27 protein-coding genes and 1 tRNA gene are annotated in these 24516 nt (G+C 31.4%); 13 read left to right on the top strand and 15 right to left on the bottom strand.

Features of this window, described 5'->3' with window-relative positions; all coding sequences use genetic code 11:
• Positions 1-116: 116 nt before the first annotated feature.
• The 4 genes from ACLGLP_RS06375 to ACLGLP_RS06360 are packed head-to-tail and all read left to right on the top strand — an operon-like array spanning position 117 to position 3467.
• Positions 117-1283, top strand: coding sequence for a P-loop NTPase (locus ACLGLP_RS06375; RefSeq protein ID WP_492112445.1), 1167 nt, complete (start codon positions 117-119; stop codon positions 1281-1283).
• A 1-nt stretch (position 1284) separates the two neighbouring features.
• Positions 1285-1701 carry a hypothetical protein gene (locus ACLGLP_RS06370; RefSeq protein WP_492112444.1) on the top strand — a complete coding sequence of 139 codons (417 nt, stop codon included), beginning with the start codon at positions 1285-1287 and terminating at the stop codon, positions 1699-1701.
• Positions 1702-1736: 35 nt separating this feature from the next.
• On the top strand, positions 1737-1934 hold the full coding sequence (locus tag ACLGLP_RS06365; protein WP_492112443.1) for a ferredoxin: 198 nt from the start codon (positions 1737-1739) through the stop codon (positions 1932-1934).
• Between the two features lie 6 nt (positions 1935-1940).
• Positions 1941-3467, top strand: a complete 1527-nt coding sequence (locus ACLGLP_RS06360; RefSeq protein WP_492112442.1) for a sigma-54 interaction domain-containing protein — start codon at positions 1941-1943, stop codon at positions 3465-3467.
• Between the two features lie 54 nt (positions 3468-3521).
• Here ACLGLP_RS06360 and ACLGLP_RS06355 read toward each other — a convergent pair whose 3' ends face one another.
• Positions 3522-4859, bottom strand: a complete 1338-nt coding sequence (locus ACLGLP_RS06355) for a glutamine synthetase family protein (protein ID WP_492112441.1) — start codon at positions 4857-4859, stop codon at positions 3522-3524.
• A gap of 287 nt (positions 4860-5146) precedes the next feature.
• Entirely contained in the window at positions 5147-5839 is a 693-nt protein-coding gene (locus ACLGLP_RS06350) for a type 1 glutamine amidotransferase (RefSeq protein ID WP_492112440.1), read from the bottom strand.
• Between the two features lie 203 nt (positions 5840-6042).
• Between ACLGLP_RS06350 and ACLGLP_RS06345 the strand changes: the two genes are divergently transcribed.
• The 4 genes from ACLGLP_RS06345 to ACLGLP_RS06330 all read left to right on the top strand — a co-directional run bounded on the left by ACLGLP_RS06345 (position 6043) and on the right by ACLGLP_RS06330 (position 12116).
• Complete coding sequence (locus tag ACLGLP_RS06345) at positions 6043-6807, top strand: NAD+ synthase (RefSeq protein WP_492112439.1); 765 nt, start codon at positions 6043-6045, stop codon at positions 6805-6807.
• 85 nt (positions 6808-6892) lie between these two features.
• Positions 6893-11290 (top strand): glutamate synthase large subunit, encoded by a 4398-nt coding sequence (gltB, locus tag ACLGLP_RS06340; protein WP_492112438.1) that lies wholly within the window; start codon positions 6893-6895, stop codon positions 11288-11290.
• A gap of 27 nt (positions 11291-11317) precedes the next feature.
• Positions 11318-11734, top strand: coding sequence for a nucleotidyltransferase domain-containing protein (locus tag ACLGLP_RS06335; protein WP_492112437.1), 417 nt, complete (start codon positions 11318-11320; stop codon positions 11732-11734).
• A complete protein-coding gene (locus ACLGLP_RS06330; RefSeq protein ID WP_492112436.1) occupies positions 11706-12116 on the top strand; it encodes a DUF86 domain-containing protein in 411 nt (136 codons plus the stop codon). The genes ACLGLP_RS06335 and ACLGLP_RS06330 overlap by 29 nt, the downstream gene beginning before the upstream one ends.
• A gap of 380 nt (positions 12117-12496) precedes the next feature.
• On the opposite strand, the gene tsaA is transcribed toward ACLGLP_RS06330, so the two are convergent.
• Positions 12497-12907 carry a tRNA (N6-threonylcarbamoyladenosine(37)-N6)-methyltransferase TrmO gene (gene tsaA / locus ACLGLP_RS06325; RefSeq protein ID WP_492112435.1) on the bottom strand — a complete coding sequence of 137 codons (411 nt, stop codon included), beginning with the start codon at positions 12905-12907 and terminating at the stop codon, positions 12497-12499.
• Between the two features lie 54 nt (positions 12908-12961).
• Here tsaA and ACLGLP_RS06320 point away from each other — a divergent pair, with 54 nt between their 5' ends.
• Positions 12962-13423 (top strand): GNAT family N-acetyltransferase, encoded by a 462-nt coding sequence (locus tag ACLGLP_RS06320; RefSeq protein ID WP_492112434.1) that lies wholly within the window; start codon positions 12962-12964, stop codon positions 13421-13423.
• A complete protein-coding gene (locus ACLGLP_RS06315; protein WP_492112433.1) occupies positions 13390-14373 on the top strand; it encodes a M20/M25/M40 family metallo-hydrolase in 984 nt (327 codons plus the stop codon). The genes ACLGLP_RS06320 and ACLGLP_RS06315 overlap by 34 nt, the downstream gene beginning before the upstream one ends.
• Positions 14374-14502: 129 nt before the next feature.
• Here ACLGLP_RS06315 and ACLGLP_RS06310 read toward each other — a convergent pair.
• Positions 14503-14576: transfer RNA gene (locus ACLGLP_RS06310), tRNA-Arg, on the bottom strand.
• 121 nt (positions 14577-14697) lie between these two features.
• On the opposite strand from ACLGLP_RS06310, the gene ACLGLP_RS06305 reads away from it, so the two are divergent.
• From ACLGLP_RS06305 to ACLGLP_RS06295, 3 genes are read left to right on the top strand one after another with little or no spacing between them, the layout of a single operon-like run.
• On the top strand, positions 14698-15750 hold the full coding sequence (locus ACLGLP_RS06305) for a uroporphyrinogen decarboxylase/cobalamine-independent methonine synthase family protein (protein WP_492112432.1): 1053 nt from the start codon (positions 14698-14700) through the stop codon (positions 15748-15750).
• A gap of 3 nt (positions 15751-15753) precedes the next feature.
• Positions 15754-15987: an Lrp/AsnC family transcriptional regulator gene (locus tag ACLGLP_RS06300; RefSeq protein WP_492112431.1), complete on the top strand. Its 234-nt coding sequence runs from the start codon at positions 15754-15756 to the stop codon at positions 15985-15987.
• 2 nt (positions 15988-15989) lie between these two features.
• The gene (locus ACLGLP_RS06295) at positions 15990-16601 is read left to right on the top strand and encodes an HNH endonuclease (RefSeq protein WP_492112430.1); all 612 of its coding nucleotides are present in this window, start codon (positions 15990-15992) and stop codon (positions 16599-16601) included.
• Here ACLGLP_RS06295 and ACLGLP_RS06290 read toward each other — a convergent pair.
• The 11 genes from ACLGLP_RS06290 to ACLGLP_RS06240 are packed head-to-tail and all read right to left on the bottom strand — an operon-like array spanning position 16566 to position 24515.
• Positions 16566-17477, bottom strand: a complete 912-nt coding sequence (locus tag ACLGLP_RS06290; RefSeq protein WP_492112429.1) for a DnaJ C-terminal domain-containing protein — start codon at positions 17475-17477, stop codon at positions 16566-16568. The genes ACLGLP_RS06295 and ACLGLP_RS06290 overlap by 36 nt on opposite strands.
• Positions 17478-17510: 33 nt before the next feature.
• The gene (locus ACLGLP_RS06285) at positions 17511-18302 is read right to left on the bottom strand and encodes a CheR family methyltransferase (RefSeq protein WP_492112428.1); all 792 of its coding nucleotides are present in this window, start codon (positions 18300-18302) and stop codon (positions 17511-17513) included.
• Between the two features lies 1 nt (position 18303).
• On the bottom strand, positions 18304-19341 hold the full coding sequence (locus ACLGLP_RS06280; protein ID WP_492112427.1) for a protein-glutamate methylesterase/protein-glutamine glutaminase: 1038 nt from the start codon (positions 19339-19341) through the stop codon (positions 18304-18306).
• A gap of 2 nt (positions 19342-19343) precedes the next feature.
• A complete protein-coding gene (locus ACLGLP_RS06275; protein WP_492112426.1) occupies positions 19344-19715 on the bottom strand; it encodes a response regulator in 372 nt (123 codons plus the stop codon).
• 12 nt (positions 19716-19727) lie between these two features.
• Positions 19728-20531, bottom strand: a complete 804-nt coding sequence (locus ACLGLP_RS06270) for a hypothetical protein (protein WP_492112425.1) — start codon at positions 20529-20531, stop codon at positions 19728-19730.
• Between the two features lie 6 nt (positions 20532-20537).
• Positions 20538-20858 (bottom strand): ECF-type sigma factor, encoded by a 321-nt coding sequence (locus ACLGLP_RS06265; protein WP_492112424.1) that lies wholly within the window; start codon positions 20856-20858, stop codon positions 20538-20540.
• Positions 20859-20868: 10 nt separating this feature from the next.
• A complete protein-coding gene (locus tag ACLGLP_RS06260) occupies positions 20869-21555 on the bottom strand; it encodes a hypothetical protein (RefSeq protein ID WP_492112423.1) in 687 nt (228 codons plus the stop codon).
• A gap of 3 nt (positions 21556-21558) precedes the next feature.
• Entirely contained in the window at positions 21559-21942 is a 384-nt protein-coding gene (locus ACLGLP_RS06255) for a response regulator (protein ID WP_492112422.1), read from the bottom strand.
• Positions 21943-21969: 27 nt separating this feature from the next.
• Complete coding sequence (locus tag ACLGLP_RS06250; protein ID WP_492112421.1) at positions 21970-22704, bottom strand: sigma-70 family RNA polymerase sigma factor; 735 nt, start codon at positions 22702-22704, stop codon at positions 21970-21972.
• 1 nt (position 22705) lies between these two features.
• A complete protein-coding gene (locus ACLGLP_RS06245; protein WP_492112420.1) occupies positions 22706-23497 on the bottom strand; it encodes a MinD/ParA family protein in 792 nt (263 codons plus the stop codon).
• Positions 23498-23510: 13 nt separating this feature from the next.
• Positions 23511-24515 (bottom strand): flagellar biosynthesis protein FlhF, encoded by a 1005-nt coding sequence (locus ACLGLP_RS06240; protein WP_492112419.1) that lies wholly within the window; start codon positions 24513-24515, stop codon positions 23511-23513.
• Position 24516: the final 1 nt, after the last annotated feature.

Raw genomic sequence — 24516 nt, 5'->3', positions numbered from 1 at the left:
TTAATTTTAAAGTTATTTAAATAATAAATGAATTTAAAACAATTTCAAGTTAATTTGACAAAAGAAAAGTTAAGATTAAAATACTCAAGTTGAATTTATTTTTAAGGGGGGAATTGATGATCAAAAAAGAAAAAAGCTTTATTGCGGAACAACAGGATAAAAAAATAAGAGAACAACTTTCCAAAATAAAACACAAAATTCTTGTTATGTCTGGTAAAGGTGGAGTAGGGAAAAGCACAGTTGCAGTTAATATAGCTGTAGGATTGTCCTTACAAGACCTTATGGTAGGACTTCTTGATGTAGATTTACACGGTCCTAATGTCCCTAAAATGCTTGGGGCAAGAGACTTAAAACTTTCAAGAAGACCTGATGGTAAGTTAGGTGCTATAAAATACTCCCCTAACCTTAAGTTTCTTTCTATAGAATCTTTTTTACCCTCAGAGGATACAGCTGTAATATGGAGAGGACCTATTAAGCACTCTGCTATAAGACAGTTTATAGGAGATATTGACTGGGGAGAGCTTGATTATTTAATTATTGATGCTCCTCCTGGAACAGGGGATGAACCTTTAACTGTCGCAAAAACTATGCCAGATGCCTATGCCCTTTTAGTAACAACGCCTCAAGAAGTATCCTTAATAGATGTTAAAAAGGCATTAAATTTTTGTAGAAAAATTAAGTTAAGAATTCTCGGTATAGTTGAAAATATGAGCGGATTTATTTGTCCTCATTGTGGGAAACCTGTAGATATATTTAAAAAGGGAGGGGGACAAAAACTTGCGGATGAATTAGGAGTAAGGTTTTTAGGTCGTATTCCCGTTGATCCTCGAATTGTAGATACAGGAGATGCTGGAAAACCAATAATAGCTGCCTATCCAGAAAGTATTACAGCTAAAGCTTTTGAAGAACTGGTTAGAAATATCATTGTCGCAACTGAAGAAATGAAAAAAGATGTATTAGAAGAAAGGTTCATGAGAGTAGCTATACCTATTAGCACCCCTTCAAAATTGGAAACTGAACCAGAAAAATTTGAACTTTTTGCAATTTACGATATAGAAAACAATAAAATCTTGGTAAAAGATATTGTTAAAAAGGTTGAAAATCAGAGCTTAATAGATTTTCTGAAAGAACAGGTTGTGACTCATATTCTTCTTTTTGATCCTCCCAAAGAACTTGCAGATTGTATTTCGCAAAACGATATAAGAGTTTTAATTACCGATACTTCAACTGAATCGCCAGACAACTTAATAGAGGATCTCTTAAGAGAAAAACAATTGCATTAAAATGGATATTTACTATTTTACCTATACAGGCACCTCACAAAAAATAGCAGAATGGTTAAGTGAAAAAATTTCTATAAAACCAAAAAGAGTTGAAACTTACAAACTTCCTTATCCTATTTGGCTCCTCCTTTCATTCATTCCTTATCTTCCATTAAAAGCTTCTTTTGAACCTCCCTCTAATGAAACTATAATCTTTTGTTTCCCTAAATGGACCTTTAATTGTCCCCCCGCAACTTATTTTTTAAAAAAAATTAATTGTAAAAAACTTATTTTAGTAATAAGTTATAAAGGATGGGGAGAAAATTTTTATAAATGGTTATATTCAAGACTCCTTCAGAAAAAAGTTAAAGATTTAAAAATTATTTTTGTAAAAAGAAAACTTTTAGAAAGCGGAATTTATCCTGAAATAGGAATCTAAATTTTATATTTATAAAAACCCTTAGGAGGTACAAAATGGCTAAAGTTTTAACCATTGATGAAGAACTTTGTATAGGTTGTGGAACATGTGTTGAAATCTGTCCCGAAGTTTTTGAATTAAATGAACAAATTGAAAAGGCTTTTGTCAAAAATCAAGAAGGTTGTTCTCAGTGTGATTGCGAAGAAGCTATAAATAGCTGTCCTGTGGGAGCCATTTCCTGGCAAGAAGAATAATTAATTATGAAGGAAGCTTCCTACCGAGAATTAGAAAGGAAGACAAGGGAACTTACAGTTCTTTTTGAAATAAGTAAAATCCTAAATTCCTCTTTTGACCTAAAAAACAATCTTTACAGAGCTTTAAAGGTCCTTTCTGATATTCTGGATATGCAAAGGGCAACTATTACTCTTTATGATACAGATACAAACACTCTTCAGATTGCTGTAGCCTACGGATTGACAGAAGAACAGATAGCAAAAGGAAAATATAGAGTAGGAGAAGGTATAGTTGGAAGGGTTTTTCAAACAGGAGAACCTATAATAGTTCCCAATATTGGAAAAGAACCTCTTTTTTTAAACAGAACAGGTGCAAGACTGCAGAAAGATAACATATCCTTTCTTTGTGTTCCCCTTAAAATTGAAGAAGAACTCCTGGGAGTCTTTTCTGTTGATAGAATTTTTAGTAGAGAAATTGATCTTGAAGAAGACATAAGGGTTCTCAATATTATTGCCACACTTATTGCTCAATATCTAAAGCTCTACCAATTATTTAATAAAGAAAAGACTGAAAAAGAAAAATTAACCTTAGAACTTAAGAAAAGATATAGTCTTCAAAATGTAATAGGGATATCTGATAAAATGCAGGAGGTTTTTAAAATTGCTTTGAAAGCAGCAAGAACTAGAGCAACCATTTTACTTATAGGTGAATCAGGAACAGGAAAGGAGCTTATTGCAAAAGCTATACACTATGAAAGTGATAGAAGTAAAGGTCCATTTATAGCAATAAATTGTGCAGCTATTCCTGAAAATCTTCTCGAAGCGGAACTTTTTGGATACGAAAAAGGAGCTTTTACAGGAGCTCTGGTATCTAAACCTGGAAAGTTTGAATTGGCAAATGGTGGAACTATTTTTCTGGATGAGATAGGAGATCTACCCTTTTCTTTGCAAGCAAAACTATTGAGAGTTATACAGGACAAAACCTTTGAAAGGATAGGAGGGACAAAACCCATAAAGGTTGATATAAGAATAATTGCAGCCACTAATAAAGATCTTGAAAAAATGGTTAAAAATGGCAGTTTCAGGGAAGATTTATACTTTAGATTGAATGTAATACCTATTTATCTTCCACCTCTAAGAGAAAGAAAAGAGGATATTTTTCTGTTAATTGACCACTTTCTCAAAAAATTTAATAAAGAATACAAAAAGAACATAACCATAAACAAATCCGCTATGGAAAAGCTTATAAACTATTCCTGGCCTGGGAATGTAAGGGAACTCGAAAACACCATAGAGAGATTAGTAATTCTTGCTGAAAAAGATGAAATTACTATAAACGATCTTCCTTTTTACATAAGGCAAGATGAGGAAAATAAGTTTACAGAATTGAAATTGAAAGGTTCCCTTCCAAATCAGATTGAACTTATTGAAAAGAAAGCTATAGAAGAGGCTTTAAAAGCTTGTAATTATAATCAGACAAAAGCTGCTAAAATGCTTGGTTTAACTAAAAGACAGATTAACTATAAAATAAAAAAATACGGTCTCATAAAATAAAAAAGCCTGGAAGATAAAGAGAGCTTCCAGGCTTTTAATTTGAAGAAACTCTACTTAGAGAATAGGCAAGTATTTTTCTATTTCATAGGGAAATACCTGAATCCTATATTCATCCCACTCAATTTTTTTGTTCTTAATTAATTCATTAAAAACATGCTCTCCGAGGGTATCCCTAAGAAGTTCACTTTTTTCAGCATAACTAATAGCTTCACCTAAACTTCCAGGTAAATTTTCAATTCCTAAGGATTTTCTTTCTTCTTCGCTCATATGGTAAATATCTTTTTCAATGGGCTCAGGAAGTTGATAGTTTTTCTTAATGCCTTCAAGTCCTGCTCTTAACATACAGGCGAAAGCAAGATAAGGATTGCATGCTGGATCCGGACTTCTAAGCTCTATACGAGTTGCTTTCTCTTTTCCAGGTTTATACATAGGTACTCTAATTAAAGCTGAACGATTTCTTCTTGCCCAACAAATATAAACCGGAGCTTCGTATCCTGGAACAAGTCTCTTATAAGAATTAACCCATTGATTTAAAACGAGGGTAATTTCCTTAATATGGGTTAAAAGCCCAGCTATGTATTTTTTAGCTACTTCTGAAAGGTGATATTTATCATTAGGATCAAAAAAGGCATTTTTATTCCCTATGAATAATGATTGATGAGTATGCATACCACTTCCATTTACACCAAAAATAGGTTTTGGCATGAATGTAGCGTATACTCCATATTTTTTAGCTACTTCTTTTACTACAACTCTATAAGTCATAACAATATCTGCCATTTCTAAAGCATCAGCATACCTTAAATCTATTTCATGTTGAGACGGAGCAACTTCATGATGAGAATACTCAACCCTTATTCCCATTTGTTCTAAACAAAAAATGGTTTCCCTTCTTAAGTCCTCTGCTGCATCCATTGGATAGTCAAAATAACTTCCTTTATCTAAAATTTCTGTTCCCTTATCACTTTTAAAATAAAAAAACTCTAACTCAGGACCTATATAAAAATTAGTAAATCCCATTCCTTTCATTATTTCTAAATTCTTTTTTAATACATATCTTGGATCTCCTTGATAAGGAGTACCATCGGGATTGTAAATGTCACAAAACATCCTTGCAACTGCTTTTTCCTTTGGTCTCCATGGTAAAAGGGCAAAAGTGGTTGGATCAGGAATAGCGATCATATCTGATTCTTCAATACGAGTAAAACCTTTGATAGATGACCCATCAAATCCCATTCCTTCCTCAAAAGCAATCTCCAATTCTTCTACGGGAACAGCAAAACTTTTTAATTGTCCAAGAATATCGGTAAACCAGAACCTTACAAACTTAACATCATACTGTTTAATCAGCTCCATCACATCTTTTTTGTCTCTCGGCTTTTCTTTAATCATAGAACCTCCCTCCTTATTATGGTTTTGAAAATTTTTAGCAAAATTTATGCCCAATATAAACCACTAAAATGCTTTTTATACCGTAATCCTTTTGTTACATTTTTGTTATCATTACAAAATTGTAATAAATTATTCTGTAAAAAACCTTTTTATCAAACTTTTTACTTCGAAAAATAATTTTAAAGTGTTATTAATGGTATTGTCAATATCTATTTCTACCTCATTAGAAATTTTCCTATGCCCTGGAAGAAGCTCTATTTTAAAAGTTCGTAGTTTTCTTAAAGAATTTAAATATAAGGCTCCAAAATCTTTTCCATCAATTTTTTGCTCAAATTTTCCAAAATATAAATATTTTCACTTTCTATTTCTAAAATTTTTTTCGGATCAATATTTTCCTTTATAAGCTCATTTTTATAAATTTTAGTCCACTTTTCCAGCATATCTGAATCAATTTCTATATGAAACTGAAGTCCTATAGCCTTATTATATACAAAAGCTTGGTTAGGATAATTTTCTGAGGAATATATTCTTAAAGCTCCTTCAGGTAAATCAAAAGTATCCCCATGCCATTGAAAAACTTTAAGCTTTTCAGGAAAGTCTCGGAAATAGAAATGATCTCCGGTTTTGAAAACTTCATACCAACCAATCTCTTTTCCCTTTTCTCCAGGATAAACTTTCGCTCCAAGAACTTTAGCAAGCATCTGAGCACCAAGACATATTCCCAAAACTGGTATTTCTTTTTTCAAAGCCTCTTCTATCAGTTTAAATTCATAGGAAAGAAATTTGTATTTTTCTTCTTCATAAGCTGCCATATAACCGCCGAGAATAAAAAGCATAGAATAATTTTCAAGAGATTCTTTTAAGGTCTCACCTGTAGGGGTATCCAGATATTTAAACTCATACCCAAAAGTCTTTAAAATATCTTCAAACACCCCAAGATCTTCTATTTTTACATGTCTTATTGCCAACACCTTCTTCATTCTAATCCTCCTACTTTCGTTTTTTCTATTTTTTATTTTTATTACCAACTTTTATGCCTGATCATAAAATTAAGATTTTACAAGGATTTCAAGAACTCCTTATCAAAACAAAAATGTTTTTAAATTACAAAATTGAAACAACGAGATTTGACAGGCATAATTTTTGTTATAAGATTTTTTAAATTTTAATAGGGAGGAATTTCATGCGTAAATTATCTTATGAAGCGGTTACAAAAAAGATTGTGGATTTTATAAAAAGAAAGATAAAAGAAAGTAGGGCAGGAGGAGTTGTTTTAGGAATAAGTGGTGGGCTTGATAGCGCAACCGCGGCTTATCTTGCTGTTAAAGCTCTCGGAAAGGATAAAGTCTTGGGGATTATCATGCCTTACTATGAAAATCAAGATATAGAAGACGCCCTTTTAGTTTGCAAAACTTTGGAAATTAATCATAAAATCATAAATATAAAAGATATAGTTAATGAATTTGAAAAAGCGCTAAATTTAGAGCTTGATAGAATAACAAAAGGTAATTTAATGGTTAGAAGTAGAATGGTTATTCTTTATGGATTTGCCAATGCTTTGAATTATTTAGTCCTTGGAACATCAAATAAAAGTGAATATTTAGTAGGTTATTTTACAAAATGGGGAGATGGAGCAAGTGACATAGCTCCTCTTTTAGGTTTATATAAAACTGAAGTAAGAGAATTGGCAAAATTTTTAGGAATTCCTGAAAAAATAATTTCAAAGACTCCTACAGCTGGTCTGTGGAAAGGTCAAACCGATGAAAGTGAATTAGGAATAGAGTATGATTTACTTGATAAAATACTTTACAGACTTGTAGATTTAAAAATGAAAAAAGAAGAAATAGCAAAGGATCTAAATATTTCTCTAGAAAGAGTTTTATATGTAGAAAACCTAATAAAATGGAGTAAACATAAACGAGTTTTCCCGCTAAATCCCCAGCTTTAAGTTAAAAAAATCTTGTATTATAAGGATTTAATTTTATAATTTTTTATTTAATTTTAAATAAATAACTCGGAGGAAGAAAGGAAAAATGAAAATTTTAGAACATTCCTCTTGTGGGGTTGGTTTCATTTGCGATATAAAAAATAAAGCAAGTTATCAAATTGTGAAATGGGGAATAGAGGCAGTTAAAAATTTAACTCATCGAGGTGCAATTGGAGGAGATGGAAAAACTGGAGATGGAGCAGGAATTCTAATTCATATCCCCAAAAAGTTTTTTGCAGATTATTTAAATGAAAACTCTTTAGAAATTTCCGATATAAACAATCTTGCTGTAGGAGTATTTTTCTTTTATAAAGATTTGAAAAATGTAGTAGAAAAATATATTAAAAGGTCTCCTTTCAAATTTGTAAGCTGGAGAGAAGTTCCAGTAGATCCTTCAGCTGCCGGAGAATCAGCCATAAAGGTGATGCCCAAAATTTTCCATCTTATTTTAGATACTGAAAAAGTGGAAAAGGAAAGGGTGGAATTAGAACTTTATTTTTTAAGAAGACTTATAGAAAAAGATCCTCTACTAAATAAAAATGTTTATGTTGCTTCTTTATCCTCTAAAGTTTTAGTATACAAAGGAATGCTTGTCGCACCGCAACTTGATAAGTTTTATCCAGAATTAACTGACAAAAGGTTAGAATCTTCTATTTGTCTTTTCCATCAAAGATATTCTACAAATACTTTTCCTGATTGGAGACTTGCGCAACCATTGAGATATTTAGCTCACAATGGAGAAATAAATACTTTACAAGGGAATAGAAACTGGATAAGAGCTCTGGAAACAGAACTTAGACACGAACTTTTTGGTGAAAGAATAGAACTGGTTAGACCTATTGTTTCTTTTGAAGAAAGTGATTCTGCCTCTATTGATAAAGTTTTTGAATTACTTTGTTTAGCAGGATATTCTACTGCACATGCTATAAATATGCTTATACCCCCAGCTTGGGAAAGTGTTCCAGATATATCAGAAGAAGTACGATTATTTTTTGAATTTCAAACCCTTATGATGCAACCTTGGGACGGTCCGGCTGCAATAGCTTTTACAGATGGAGATACAATAGGGGTTCATCTGGATAGAAATGGACTTAGACCATGTAGATATATTCTTACAGAGGATGGAATAATGGTTGCTGGCTCAGAAGTGGGAATGATCGATCTTTCAGGAAAAAAAATAAAAGAAAAAGGAAGACTTGGACCGGGAGACACCGTTTTAGTAGAATTAAATAAGGGAAGAGTTAAAAAAACAGAAGAAATTTTAGAGGAGCTTTCCAAATCTAAACCTTACAGAGAGTGGATTGAAAAAAATCTTATTAGACTTCAACATCTCATAAAAGAGAATAAAATCTCTATTCCTGTAAGGGATGAAGAGCGTAAAAGAAAACAGATAGTATTTGGGTACACTCAGGAAGAACTTAAAAACATACTTACCTATATGGCAAATGAAGGAAAGGAGTTAACTTTTTCTACAGGAGACGATACCCCAATTCCTCCTCTTGCAGAAAAGCCGGTTTTACTCTTTAGATATTTTAAACAAAGATTTGCTCAGGTAACCAATCCGCCAATAGATCCAATTAGAGAAAGAGCCATTATGTCTCTTTATATGATTCTCGGAGCTAAAGGTAATTTTATGAAAGAAGAAGAAACCCACGCTAAAAACTTACAGATTAATAGTCCTGTTCTTCTCCCACACGAAATATCAGCTATTAAATCTCAAAACTATTTAAAGGTGGCTGAAATCCCTATCGTTTACTCTAAAAAGTCAACCTTAGAAAAGGGATTAGAAAAGATTTGCAAGGAAGCAGAAAAAGCCGTTAAAGATGGAACAAAAATAGTTATTCTCACGGATAGAGAAGTTTCCAAAGATAAGTTACCTATACCAAGTTTACTTGCTGTTTCTGGTGTTTTTCATTATTTACTAAAAAAAGGTCTTGTAACAAAAGCCTCAATAATCATTGAAACAGGAGAAGCAAGGGATACGCATCAAATATGTTGTCTTATAGGTTATGGGGCTTCAGCAGTATATCCTTACTTAGCATACGAAACCATTTACGAACTTTGTGAAAGAGGGGAGATAAAAATTCCCTATGAAAAAGCTATTTTAAACTATAAAAAAGCTTTAGAAGCAGGCATTTTAAAAATTCTTTCTAAAATGGGAATTTCAACCCTTGTTTCTTATCATGGAGGGAAAATTTTTGAAACCTTATGTCTTAACAAAGATTTTGTTGATAAATATTTTCCAGAAACACCTGTAACTTTAGAAGCTGACGGGATAAAAGAGATAGAAGAAAGTATAAGAAAAAGACATGATTTAGCTTATAAAAATAAAGAGCCCCAAATTCCTGCTGGTGGAGAAATGAGATTTAGAAAAGGAGAAGAATGGCATGCCTGGTCTCCTGATGTTATAAAGGCTTTACATAAATTTCTCAAAACCAAAGATTACAAAGATTATAAGGAATTTTCTAAACTTTCTAACTCAGTTAGACCAGTTTTTATAAGAGACCTTTTAACCTATAAAAAAGCAAAAAAACCTCTCTCCATTGATGAAGTTGAGCCTGTTGAAAAAATTCTTCAAAGATTTGTAATCAGTGCTATGTCCTTAGGAGCACTTTCTCCTGAGGCTCATGAAACACTTGCTGAAGCTGCTAACAAATTAGGTATGAAAAGTAACTCCGGTGAAGGAGGAGAAGATCCAAAAAGATACTGGACTCTTAAGAATTCTGCTATAAAACAAGTTGCTTCAGGAAGATTTGGGGTTACTCCAACTTATTTAGCTTCAGCTCAGGAAATAGAAATTAAAATAGCTCAGGGAGCAAAACCAGGAGAAGGTGGTCAGCTTCCAGGACATAAAGTAAATGAATATGTAGCTAAATTAAGACATTCCCAACCAGGGGTAACTTTAATATCTCCTCCACCTCATCATGACATTTATTCTATAGAAGACCTTGCTCAACTTATAAATGACTTAAAAGAAGCAAATCCACAAGCCAAAATTTGTGTTAAACTCGTTGCTGAAACAGGAGTAGGTACCATTGCAGCAGGTGTAGCTAAAGGATATGCAGATCTTATTCAAATAAGTGGTGGAGAGGGTGGAACAGGAGCAAGCCCTTATTCTTCTATCAAACATGCTGGAAACTATTGGGAAATTGGTCTTGCAGAAACTCAAAAAATACTTATGGAAAACAACTTAAGAGATAAGGTTATTATAAAAACAGATGGAGCGATAAGAACGGGAAAAGATATTATAATAGCAGCACTCCTTGGAGCTGAACAATTTGGATTTGGAACTGTAGCAATGGTTGCTCTTGGCTGTATAATGTGTAGAAGTTGCCATACTAATAAATGCCCTACAGGAATAGCAACTCAAGATCCAGAACATAGAAAAAAATTTAAAGGAAAAGTAGAAGATGTAATGGCTTATTTTAAAGCTGTTGCTCAGGAAGTAAGGGAAATTTTAGCTGAAATGGGGGTTAGAAGTCTTGACGAAATAATAGGAAAGCGAGAATTTTTGAGAATAAAAACTTATGATGAGTTTCCAGGCTCAAAAAGAATTAAACTTAAAAAGTTTCTAATTAAAGACTATCCTAAGAATAAACCCTTAAAATGTTTAGTTCAAAGAAATGATAATCCCAGAAGATCAGAATTAGCTAAAAGACTTGAAGAAGAAATTGTTCCTTTTATAGAAAGAGGGGAAAAGGTTTTTAAGGAATATCAGATAAGAAATGTAGATAGAAGTATTCCTACCCGCCTTAGCTATTATATAGCCATAAAATACGGAGACAAAGGATTACCTGAGGATACTATTAATTTAACCTTTATTGGCACTGCTGGACAAAGTTTTGGTGCTTTTAATCATAAAGGAATGTCTCTTACTTTGATAGGTGATGCAAACGATTATGTGGGAAAGGGAATGAACGGTGGAAGAATAGTAATAAAAGCAACAGATGTAAAAGATACCCAAAATCATGTAATAATGGGAAATACCTGTCTTTATGGTGCAACTGGTGGAGAGTTATACGCAGCTGGAAGGGCAGGGGAAAGATTTGCAATAAGAAATAGTGGTGCTATTGCTGTGATTGAGGGAACAGGTCTTCACTGTTGTGAATACATGACAGGAGGAATAGTGGTTGTCCTTGGAAAAGTAGGATTCAATTTTGGTGCAGGGATGACCGGAGGTTATGCTTATGTTTTAAATTTAGACGGAGATTTAGAACAAAAAATAAACTATTCCTATGTTACTTTAAGAAAACTTCTCATAGATGAAGAATTCAAGGAACTTAAAAACCTTATAGAAAAGCATTATAAATATACTGAAAGTCCATGGGCTGAATACATTCTTAAACACTTTGATGTCTTTGCAGAGAAATTTTTTAAAATTATACCCTTAGAACAGTATCACAAACATGTGCCAGAGATTAAGGAACCTGGAGAAGAAGGTTAAAAAAGTAATGGGTTAAATGAGTTAAATATGAATAAATCTTTAGAAAAAGATTTAGAAAAAGATATTAAAAAACTAAAGGAAGTTTTAGAAAAATATAAAAAGAAAAGGAAAATTCTATTAGCCTATCTTTTTGGTTCTTTGGCAGAAGGAAAAATTCATCCCCGTTCAGATATAGATCTTGCCGTTTACTTAACAGGTTCTGAAAGAGAAAAATTACAGATTTTGGAAGAACTACTTGTAAGTGTAAAGAGGGATTTAGACATTTTAAGACTTGATGATGAAGATGAGTCTCCTTTTATTGTTCAAAAAGCTTTAAAAGGAATACCTTTGATTGAACCAGATGAAGAGATTTTATATCAAGTATGGGACAGAGCTTTACACGAATCAGAGCACATTCGTTTAAAAAGAGGTATTAATGAAGACCAAACTGAAGACATTAGTTGATTATCTTTCTGAAACTGTAGAATATTTTCTTAAAAAGTTCGAAAAAACTACAAAAGAACTTTATTTTGCTGATAGGGATACGCGCTACATACTTGATAAAAGCATAAACGATATAATTCTTTGCATTGTAGATATTTGCGAAGAAATTTTAAAAATTAATAAAAGACGCATTCCGGATACTTATAAAGAAACTATTTTGGCTTGTTATGAATTTATAGGAGATTTAGCCATAAAACTGGCTCCTCTTGCTAAATGTAGAAATGAAGTTGTCCATCAGTATCTAAAAATAAATTGGCAAAATATTCAGATGGTTCACAATAAAATTACAGAAATTCAGGAATTTATCAAAAAAATTAAAGAGAATTTCATAAAAAGTTTATAAGGCTTGAATGATATTTTCAAAAACGGGGCTGTTTGCTATTAGATTTTATTTTACATAATATACATTATCGGAAGTAATTTTTGATTTTTAAATTTAAGGGGTTTTTAAGAAACTACATCAATTCTTTAAAGATTCTTTAGAGCTTACAGTCTGAACAGGATATCTTCCTCCACAGTAATAGTGTGCTTCACAAATAAATTTTAGAAGTTTTTATATTTCGTAAGCTCTGCAGTCAGTGGTTGTTCTTTGCTTTTCCCTTCCATCAATAGAAATATTTATAAACTTAAAATCAATTACTTTAATATCAAATTTTAGAAAATCTCTTGATAATAGACCGTCCTTATATTTAAACACTTTCTTAAAAACGAGCTCTAAGTAATTTATTCTCTGAGGATTTCTTCAGAATATGCCTTAAAAGGTTTTATGTCTAAAATGGGAGTTCCGTCAAACATATCTATTCTTCTCACTTTAATTACATTTTCTTTTACTTCCAGAACTTCAAGCACAGAAAGACCTATAGGATTAGGCCTCACAGGAGAACAAGTATTAAATACTCCTGTAGGTTTTTCCCTATGAGGAGGTTTTTGAATTAATTTTTCTTCTGTAAAAGGTGGCGATTTATGGAAACAAAATAAAACTACTATTTTGTCTCCTGGTTTAATATCTTGGAGTCCCTTTTTATATTTTTCGTCAATAATTAATTCCCCTTCTACATCAGAACAGCTCCAATGTCTGGGAATGGAGCTTGCTTGAGTTCTTACATATCCAATGGGTTTAAATACGAATTCCATACAGTTCTCCTTGTAGCAGAAAATTTGAGAATTATATTAAAAATTAATATTAGTATGAAAATCAGAAAAGTGAATCCTCAAGATATAGAAAAATTTACAGAAGCTTATATTAAAGCTTATGAAGCCCTTAGTGATTATAAATACAGAACCAGAAAAGAAGTAAAAAATTATTTCAAGTGGCTTTACAAAAGGGATAAAAATGGATTTTTAGTAGCTGAGGAAAATGAAATTTTTGTAGGATGTGTTGCAGGAGATGCTAACTGGGTAAATTTTGAAGGAGAAAAGGTTTTAGAAATACATGAAATTTTTGTAATTCCAGAATTCCAAAAAAGAGGTATAGGAAGCAAGCTTTTAAATGAAATTTTATCCTATGGAATTGAAAAGGGACGAAAAATCGCCGAGTTATGGGTGGGAAAAACTAATTATGAAGCTATAAAATTTTATGAGAAATTTGGATTTAAGGAATCAGGAGAATGGGGAAAATGGTTAAGGATGATAAAATCGTTAAACTCTTAAAAACACTTGTTGAAATTGAATCTCCGAGCAAAAAAGAAGACAAAATAAAAGAATTTGTAAAAAAATATTTGGAAAATTTGGGATACGAAGTTGTTGAAAGAAAATATTATCTTGCTACAAGATCTGATACAGACCTTATAGTAGCTACACATTTAGATACAGTGCCTGTAAAGTCTAAGTTTTCCTGTGACGGAGTTTATGCCTATGGCACTGGGGTGTGTGATGCCAAGGCAAACATAACTGCAATGCTTCTTGCCGCTGAAAAAGGACTAAGTTATACCCTTGCATTCTTTTGTGATGAAGAAGAAGATGGACTCGGTTCCAAGGAATTTGTAGATTCCTGGAAAGAAGGGAGGTTTGTCATTGTAATGGAGCCCACAGATTTAAAAATAGCCTCAAAACATTGGGGAAATTTTGAACTAATTATTGAGATTAAAGGAAAAGAAGCACATGGAGCTTTTCCTGAAGATGGAATCAATGCTATAGAAAAAACTTTGGAACTCTATAACAAATTAAAAGAATTGAATTTAAAAATAAATCCTCTTAAAATTAATGGTGGTTCAGAAGAATACGTAATACCAAATATTTGTAAAATAAAATTTGAAATTTTTCTAAATCCTGAAGAAAAAATTTCTGATTATTTGAAAAAAATTGAATTTATAAAAGATTTTGGGAAATATGAAATAGATCATGCTTATGAAGGTTATGTAAGTAAAGAAATCATGTATTATATTGAAAAGGCTCTCAAAATGAGTAATTTACCGGTCTCTTACACAGAAATGAAATCTTGGACAGACGCTTTAAATTTAAAAGAAAAATTTGATGTAGTAGTTTGGGGACCAGGAGATTTAAGAATCTGTCATACTAAGGAGGAAAAAATAAAAATAGAAGATATTAAAAAAGCTGTAGAAGTTTTAATTAATTTAAATTCTCTTTTTTCTTTTAAATAATCCAAACATATATAAAGGCACTTTTACAAACATTCTTAAAAATATAGCTGTTCCTATTGAACTTAAGGCTAAAATTGGGAGAAACTTTTTCTTCTTTATTTCCCCTACCCTACTCATATAAGTCTAACCCGCCCCTGGCAGGATTCGAACCTGCGACCTCGAGATTAGGAATCTCGCGCTCTATCCTACTGAGCTACAGGGGCAGGTTAATTACAAAATTTTAATACAATTTTTCATTTTTGACAATAAATTTTGTTGTCTTGAATTTTTACAATTTTTAATTAAAGTTTGCTTATTCAAATTTTTTAAAATAGTTAAATACCAATGGAAAAGAATTTAATTTCTTTAAAAACTACTCATATTGGTAGTTTGCCTTTTGAAGATCCTGAAAAGGCAGTTGAGGTTGTTTTAGAATTTATTGATATTCCTGCATGGCCACAGTTACCAAAATTGAAAAACGAAAATATGATTATTCAATTTAATGAAGGACTTCCTGGTTTCGATAGAAATAGAGAAATTATTAATACTTTATCTCCTGATTTTGAAGATAAGTTAATTGAGTTTTATGAACTTTATTTTCAAATAATAGAGGAAAAAAACTTTGATTTATTGAAAAACTTTTCACTTTCAGAAAATTACGCTAAAGGATTTAAAACTTTTTTAAAAAAAGCTGAAAAGCTGAACCTTTCTATAGTAAAAGGACAGATCACAGGACCTTTTACCTTAGCTACAGCTTTAAAAACCGAAAGCAAAGAGATCTCATTTTTTAAAGATGAGTTAAGAGATTTGATAATCAAATTTTTAACCTTAAAAGCTTTATCTCAGATATTAGAGCTTAAAAAGATTTCTAAAAATGTTATTCTTTTTTTTGACGAGCCTGGTTTATCAGGCTTTGGTTCTTCTTCTTTTATAACTATTTCCAAAAATGAAGTTGTTTCTATTTTAAACGAATTAATTGAAATTTTGAAAAGTTTTGAAGTAATTACAGGGGTTCATGTATGTGCTAACACTTCCTGGGATATAATTCTGGAATCAAAAGTTGACATTATCAGTTTTGACAGTTTTAATTTTTACGATAAATTAATTATCTATAAAGAATCTCTTAAAAAATTTTTAGAAGGTAAAGAAAAATATTTGGCATGGGGGGTGATTCCTACAAATAGCGAAATATTAGAAAATATAAGTTTAGAGGAAATATTTCAAAAATTTGAAATCCAATTAAATAATCTTTCTCTTATTTTGGATATTCCAAGGGATGTAATACTACAAAAGAGTCTTTTTACTCCAGCCTGTGGTTTTGGAAGTCTTACAGAAACCCTATCCATTAAGGCTTTTAAGTTATTAAGAGAGTTCAAAAATTGCGTGATAGGAGGATAAAAAATGCCTATCCGTGCTTATGTTTTAATAAATACACAAATTGGACAAACTCAAAAAGTGGTAGAAGAGTTAAAGAAGATACCTGAAGTTAAGAAAATTGACATAATTATGGGACCTTATGATATAATTGTAGAAATTGAGGTTTCTACTTACGAAGACATATCTAATATTCTTCTTAATAAATTCCAAGATATTCCTGCTATTCAACATACTATGACTTGTCCAGTAGTAGAATAAAGATGGATTCAAAAAGTCTTTTACAGGAAAAAGTTCTTGTTCTTAATAAATATTATCAAGCTATTCAAATAACCACAGTGCAAAAAGCTATATGCCACTTAGTAAAAGGAACTGCTAAAGTAATAACTACAAATTGGACTACTCATACCTTAGAGGATTGGATAAAAATAACAAAATTTCACGAAAACGGAAATAATAGAATAATAAGAAGTCCCTCTATTTCAATCTTGGTGCCGGATGCTATATATCTTCCCTATTATGAAAGTCTTCCCAAGATAGATGTAGTTTTTTCAAGGCAAAATTTATTACTGAGAGATAAGTATACCTGTCAGTATTGTGGGAAATACCTTAAAAATCCGAAAGAACGAACTATAGACCATGTAATCCCTAAAAGTAGAGGAGGAAAAACAGTTTGGACTAATGTAGTTCTTTGCTGTAAGAAATGTAATTTAAAAAAAGGAGATAGAACTCCCGAGGAAGCAGGAATGAAACTTTTGAAACAACCAAAAGCTCCCAAGTGGCAGGCTCTCATTCTGGAAGAATTTCCGAAGCATAAGAAGGAGGTGTGGAAAGTATTTTTAGACTTTGCAGGTTTCTTTGAGGATACAAGCTAATTTTGCAACTAACTTTTTTGCCTGAGGAGGAATTTTTTCCGGAACATAAATCTGAAAATCTATTAAAAGATCTCCTCTTTCTCCGTTTTTAAGAAAAGGACCTCTACCCTTTATCACTATGGGAGGAGTTTTAGTAAAAAAATGAGAAGGGACCGCTTCCTTTCCTTCTAAGGTATGAATAACGATCTCTTCTTTTAAGATTATTTCCCAAAAAGGAATTCTACATTTGTATATCAGATTGCCATTTTTTAAAAGAAAGTATGGATGCGGAGCAATTGATACCTCTAAGTATAGATCATAAGCTGAATCTATTCTCTCTTTTGGAATAAATATAATATCTCCCTCTTTTAATCCTAAAGGAATTTCTATGAACACTTCTTTTTGAGTTCTAACTTTCCCTTTTCCTTTACAATTTCCACAAATTTCTCTTAACAAAATCCCAGTTCCTTTACAGTATGGACAGTTAAGATAGGTTGGAATGTTTTTTCTTTTATCTATCAATTTTATAGAGCCAGATCCTTTGCAAAACCCACAAACTTGAGTTATGCCATCTTTGTTTTTCCCGGTTCCATTACAAGAAGGACAAACTACTTCTTCCCCAGGAATTTGAATTTTTTTCTTTCCCCCTAAAGCAACTTCCTCTACTGTTAATTCAACCATAGAAAAGAAATAATTCCCTACCGAAGGACAACTATTGACTACCTCTATTTTACATTTTTTCTCAAATTCATTTAAAATCTTTTGATACCAGTCAAGTAAACTTAAAAATTCTTCTTTGTTTCCCCCCTTATCGGGATGTAATTTTTTTACTTTTTCTCTAAAATATTGTTTAATTTCTTCAAAAGAAGAAAAGGATTTCAAATTAATTTCGCTCATTTTAATCCTTTTTACGATAAAATGTTGTCTTTCCTATAACTTTTTTTCCATATCAGGAAAACTTACAATTGGAATTTCTGTTGCTCCAAGAATTAAATATCCTCCTGGATTAAGAAATTTCCACAAATCAGTTAAAACTCTTTTTTTTATTTCTTCAGAAAAATAGATTAAAACATAACGACAAAATATTAAATCAAATTTTTCTGATAGCCTTGTTGTTGCTTCTAATAGGTTAAGTTTTTGAAACTTGACCAATTTCTTTACTTTTTCGTCTATATACCAATGAGCCCCGTCCTGTTTAAAATATTTAATCAGAAAAGCAATGGGAAGCCCCCTGTTAATTTCAATCTGATTGTAAACGCCTTTTTCGGCTTTTTCTATGCATTTTTTAGATATATCAGTAGCTAATATACTGATTTTGTAATTTTGTAAATAAAGCGGAAAATATTCTAACAATATCATAGCGATACTGTAAGGTTCTTGACCTGTAGAACAACCTGCTGACCATATATTAAGCCTTTTTTCTTTTTCTCTTTTTTTAAATAATTCTGGTAAAATATGAGTTCTTAAAGCTTCAAAGGGATGAAAATCTCTAAAAAAATAAGTCTCATTGGTTGTCAAGGCATCTATAATTTCATTTAATATTTTTGAATCTATTCCCTTTTTAGTTATGCTCTGATAAAATTCATTTAAATCTTTATATCCCAAAGATAAAGCAAGTTCATTTAATCTGCTTTCAATTAAATATTCTTTTCCTGTAGTATAAGAGATTCCTGAGACTCTTTCTAAAAGAACCGTAAAAAATTCAAACATCTTTTCGTCCATCTCAGTTACACCCAAAAAGGTCTTTTAATCTTTCTGGGATTTTAGAAAGATTAATAACTTCGTCTACCAATCCTTCTTCAATTACTGCTTTTGGCATACCAAACACAATAGAACTTTCTGCATCTTGAGCTAAAACTACCCCACCCTTTTCCTTTATTTTTTTTGCTCCTTCCTTCCCATCACTTCCCATACCAGTTAAAACTAAAGCAAGTGTATTGCCATCATAAACTTCTGCCAAAGATTCAAAAAGCTCATCAACAGATGGTCTACAAAAATTACGAGGCGGCCCTTGGTGTAATTTTATTCTGACTAAAGCATTTTCTTTTTTCACTTTCATATGGTAATCTCCTGGAGCAATATATACTACACTATCTTTCACAAGTTCACCTTCTTCTGCTTCTTTAACTCTTAATCTTGAGATAGAATTCAATCTTTCTGCTAATTGTTTAGTGAAGATAGGGGGCATGTGTTGTACGATTAGAATTGGAGCAGGAAAATTAGGGGGAAGTTCAGGGATTATTTTAAGAAGAGTTTGAGGACCTCCTGTAGAAACTCCTATTCCACAAACCTTATAAATACCTTTCTTAATTTTAGGAGTTATAAGAGAAGGCTTATAAATGGATTTAATTCTTTCTAAGGGGGTAACACTTTTAATTTTGGGAACGAGCTCTTGCTCTATTTTTTTTATGCTTTCATAAAAAGACTTGCTTGAAGGTTTAGGAACAAAATCATAAGCCCCTAAGGACAAACACTCAATAGTTGCTTTTGCACCCTCCTGAGTAAGTGAAGAGAACATAATTACTTTTGTTTGAGGTATTTCTTTTCTCAATATTTTTAAAGCTGAAATCCCGTCCATCTCAGGCATTTCTATATCAAGGGTGATAACATCTGGTTTTAATATTCTTGCTTTTTCTATTGCTTCCTTTCCTGTTTTAGCAGTATCAATAACCTCTATTTCAGGATCATTTTTTAAAATTTCCGTAATTAATTTTCTCATTATAGGAGAATCTTCAACTACTAAAACTTTTATTTTTTTCATTTTTAAAATATTTCTAAAACATATTTAATTTTTGTTTCTAACATTTCTTTATCAAAAGGTTTCATTAGATACTCGTTTGCTCCTGCCATAATAGCTTCTACTATGCTTTTTTGTTGATTCTCTGTGGTTACCATTATAATTTTGACATCTGACCAATTGGGATTAGAACGAACTTTGAGTAAAAATTCATAACCATTCATAACAGGCATGTGCCAATCAAGCAAAATTAATTTAATATCTGGATTTTCCTCTAAAACTTTTAATGCAATTTCACCATTTTCTGCTTCTAATACTTCAAATCCCATTTCTTCTAAATATTTTTTTTCTATTTCTCTTATTGCCTTTGAATCATCAACCACCAGCACTTTATACATTTTTTATATACCTTATCCTTCTTTCTCTAATATTTGCCCTGGTAAAATTTCCAGCATATTTAAACTAATTTTTGCTGGAATTTTATAAGTAACAAATAAATTCTCTAAAACTTTGATTTCCTTTTTAGCAAGTTCAAAAGATTCTTTATTAGCAAAGTAAAGATCTACATAAACTTCATTTTCTATATAGCTTAAAAAACATTCAAGTAATCCTAAATATTCAAAAAACATTTTAAAGTAAAAAAGTTTTATTTTACCTCCCTCTTCTTTTGGTTCCCCCAGTTCTAAAAACCCCCAAGACCTTTCATCACTAAAGACAAAGGGAATTATTATTTTTTCATCTTTATAAATAAATTTGAAGGATTTAATTTTATCTCCAAATAAATCTCTAAATTCCTTGTCATTGATTTCCTTTTTTTCTTTTTTTGTTATATCCACTAAGTCTTTTATAAAAGCTGTTAAGAGATTAACATCCTTCTCAAAACTTTCTTTACTTATAGGTTTTTCAACGAGTTTAGCACTTATCAAATATAAAAATTTAAGTTCTCCTTCCTCTTTTTCTGGAGAAATAACCTGAAGAATTATGGGATTGCCGGTTTTGGTAACCTTTACTTTTAAAACTTCCCCAACGGTAAAATTTTCTGGAAGAAGAGTGCCTCCAATTCTTGCCTGAAACTTTTCTCCTCCAAGTTCTAAATGAAGAGTTTTTCCTTCTATATTGAGCACTTTTATTAACAAGGTTCTTCCCGGTTTTGTAAAAAAAGACCATAAATTCTCAGGTAAGTAAATAATTGGTGCTGGTGCAGTAATTTGCATAATTACTTATTCTTTTAAGTTTTTTTGAGAAGTTAAAACTAACTCTACTTCTGCCTGTGAGATACCTAACTTCTTAGCAATCTCCTTAGAAGATAAACCTTCCATTGCTAACCTTTTTATTTCTTTTTTAATATCAGTTTTGTGAGGCGTCTCTAAAGAGGGTTTTAGCTTTTCAAGTTTACTAACAAGTTCGTAAGCCCTTTCGATACTTTCTTTAATGTCTTCCCAGGGTAATTCTAAAACCTTTTTAAACTTTATATAAAAGAAAACTAAAACCCCTATCATTACCAGATCTGTAATTAAAAGGATAATTAAAAATGCTTCCATATTTCACTTTCTATCCTTTTAATATAGTACCTTCAAATATTATTTTTTGAGGAATTGGTTTTATATTATCCTTTTTCAAACTCTCTTTAAGTCTTTCTTCTAAAAGTTTAACAGCCTCCTCATTTTTCCATGTGTCAGGTGGTACATTTTTAAAATAGCTATAGAGTTTCTCTCTAAAATCAAGCTCAGCTTCAGCTATTTCTTTTGTAGAAGTGCTGTTATCAAAGTATAAAGTTACATTCAGACTTAAAAATTCCTTTGCACCTAAAGGAATTAAAAAATTTTTAAGTTCCAGTTTATAGGGATATTCTCTCTCTTTTTCCTTTTTCATTATTACTATCTTGGAAAATTTTTTAAAAGCTTGACTTTCTGGAATTTTTATCTCAGATTCAGAGAAAACTTTTTCTTTCTTATTTACCTCTCCTTTTATTAACTTTAACCCAATCCACACACCTAAAAGAATAAAAATTAATACAAAAATACTACCAGATATAAGGACTAAATCTCTTGATTTAAATCTTAGAGGTTTTCTTTCTGGAACTTCTTCTTTTTCTTCCTCAGGCTTAATTAACTTTTCAACTAAACCTTCTGCCTTTTCAGGAGTTATCTCAGTTTTTTCTTCTACTTCTGAAGTCTTTTCTTTTTCCTTTACTTCTTCTTCAATTTCTTTGAGATTTTTCTTAATATCTTCTTCCAATTTTTAGTCTCCAAGAACTTTTTCTAATTTTTCTTTCAGAGTTTCTGGAGTAAAAGGCTTTACTACGTATTGATTAACTCCGTGTTTAATAGCTTCTAATACATTCTCCTTCTGTGCTTCAGCGGTAACCATGATAAATTTTATATCTTTCAATTTTTCATCACTACGAACAGCCTTTAGAAGTTCAATTACCGGCATTTTAGGCATATTCCAATCAGAAATTATCAAATCCACCTTTTGTTTTTTCAACAATTCCAAAGCTGTTGTCCCGTCGTCAGCTTCTATTATGTCTTTAAATCCAAGCTGAGTAAGAATGTTTTTTATAATCTTTCTCATAGTTGCAAAATCATCTACTACTAAAATTTTGATATTTGTGTTTAATGCCACTTTTGTTATCCCTCCCCTTTCAAAAAATTATTTAATTAAAATACTTCTAAGTTTTAAAATTGCTTGATTGTGTATTTGAGAAACTCTACTTTCTGTACAATCTAATACCTTAGCAATTTCTTTCATTGTCAATCCTTCGCAATAATATAATGCCAGCACCAATCTCTCTTTCTCTGAAAGATGTTCCAAGGCTTCTGCTAACTTATCCTGCAATTCTTTTAAAGCGTATTTTTCAAAGGGATCCTCTTTTTTATCGCCTGCAATAAATTCAAAAATGTCTTCCTCTTCTAAATCGGATATTTTCTGTTTAAAACTTTCTATATCAATAAAGGTCACTCCTTTTATACTTTCTAAAAATTTATAATATTCTTCCAAACTCAATCCCATAAATTCTGCAATTTCTTCATCCTTTGGCATGCGTCCAAGTTCTTGATAAAGTTTTCTCAGTTTTTCCTCAAATTCATTAATTTTGCTCTTTACACTTCTCGGTATTATATCTAACTTTCTTATTTCATCAAGCATAGCCCCTTTTATTCTAAATTCAGCATAGGTTTTAAATTTAACTTTCTTAGAAGGATCGTATCTGTGATAAGCTTCTATAAGTCCTATCACTCCCGCAGACACTAAATCCTCTTTACTAATTACTGGAGTTCCATAATATGCGTATCTGTTTGCCCAGTAATTAATTAATGGCAAAAATTCTTCTATTACTTCTTCTAAAGGCGGTTTTTCTATGAAAAACTTATCCATTAATTTTTTCATTTTATACTGTTACCAACCTTTCTAAAAAATTCTCCAATCCTTTCACTTCTTGAGAACTAAATTTAAGTAATTTTAAAGCAATTTGTGTTAATTTTTTACTGACATTATTTTCGGGGCAAAGTTTCAAATAAGGAATTTGCGATTTTACTGCAGTTTTAACGCACTCATCAAAAGGAATCCCTCCTAAGTAGGAAAGCTTAACTTCGGGTAAAAATCTTTCTATCACATATAGAAGTTGTTGATAAATTCTTTTCCCCTCAATTTCATCTTTCACCATATTTACGACTAAGTAAAAGTCTTTTAATTTGTGATTTTTATAAGCCACTTTTATGAGGGCATAGGCATCTGCAATAGATGTTGGCTCTGGAGTGCAGATTACTATCCTTTCTTCAGCAAGATACATAAAAAACAATACATTTTCTGAAATACCAGCAGAGGCGTCAAAAAGAAGATAATCGTATTTTTTTAAAACTTCTTCCATTTGGTCTTTTAAAAGTAATTTCTGATCTGAATTTAAATTTGTCAATTCTACCACACCTGAACTTGCAGGAATAAGATCAAAGTTATATTCTGTAGGAAAGACAATATCCTTTAATGCAAGTTCTCCATTAATTACATATCTAATATCAAATTTCGGAGAAATTCCCAACATTACATCTATGTTAGCAAGCCCAAGATCTGCATCAAAAATAAGAACTTTCTGATGATGCTGAGAAAGAGCCAAAGCTAAGTTTATTACAAAACTTGTTTTCCCTACCCCTCCTTTCCCACTTGCTATAGCAATGCTTCTCATAACTCCTCCCTTTTTAGAAATTTGCAATACTTTTTAAAAGTAATTTTTTAATGGTTTCCTCTTCTGCTTTTAGGATGTCTTCCGGAAGTCTTTCTCCATTAGAAATAAAGGTAATAGGAGGTATTCTACTATCAAGTATCCAAAAAAGTGGCAGACTGTTATAAACTTTATCTACAAAAGTGAGAAATATACCCTCTACTGGAAGTTTTTCAATTTTTTCCCACATTCTTAAAATATACTCATAGTGCTCTGTTGCTCTTACAACCCACTGAAATCTTAAAAACGGCATTTTAAAGACCATTTCCTCAAGATCATTTATAAAAAGCCTTTTTTCAAGACCGGGAGTATCTATTAAAACATAATTATATTTAGCAAAAACTGGTTTTATCTTTTCAAGTTCTTCAATATCTAAAATCTCAAAATCAATTTCTAAAAGCTCTGCCATTCTTTTAGTCTGAAAACTATTCCCTACCTTGTAATCGTCTGTATCTATTACCAAAACTTTGGCTTTGTGTCTATATTTATACCAAGCTGCGAGTTTAAAAATGTTAGTAGTTTTACCTGCTCCTGAATCTCCAATAAATACCTGATATTTAGAATTAGGAACACTTCCCTTTTCTTTTAAGGTTTTAGAAATAAATTCTGCTAAATTGGAATTGGTGGAACTTAGAGTTTTAGCTATGAAAGGAGGAACACCCCTTTCAATAAGCTTTAAATAGTTTATATCTTTAAGCCGAGGATTTAAGGTCTCTTTTAACATCATTTTTATTTCTGAAATTTCTCTGCTGATATAATCTTTAAATTCGTCTTCGTCTTTTCCAAATTTTAAAGACCTATACTGGAAGTTGTCTTTTATTTTTACTTCCTCTTCTTCAATAGCTGCAGTTATTTCATAAATTATTCCCTCTTCAGTTTTTACCTGTTCAGAAGCAAGAATTACAGCTTCTTCTCCAAATTCACTTTTAACTTTATTTAAAGCTTCTAAAATGGTTTTACCTCTAAATTTTTTAATCCTCATC

The sequence above is a fragment of the Caldimicrobium sp. SLHALR3 genome (genome assembly GCF_058692735.1).
Note: the sequence above shows the minus strand (reverse complement) of the source record. Positions and strands in the feature narration are given on the sequence as shown.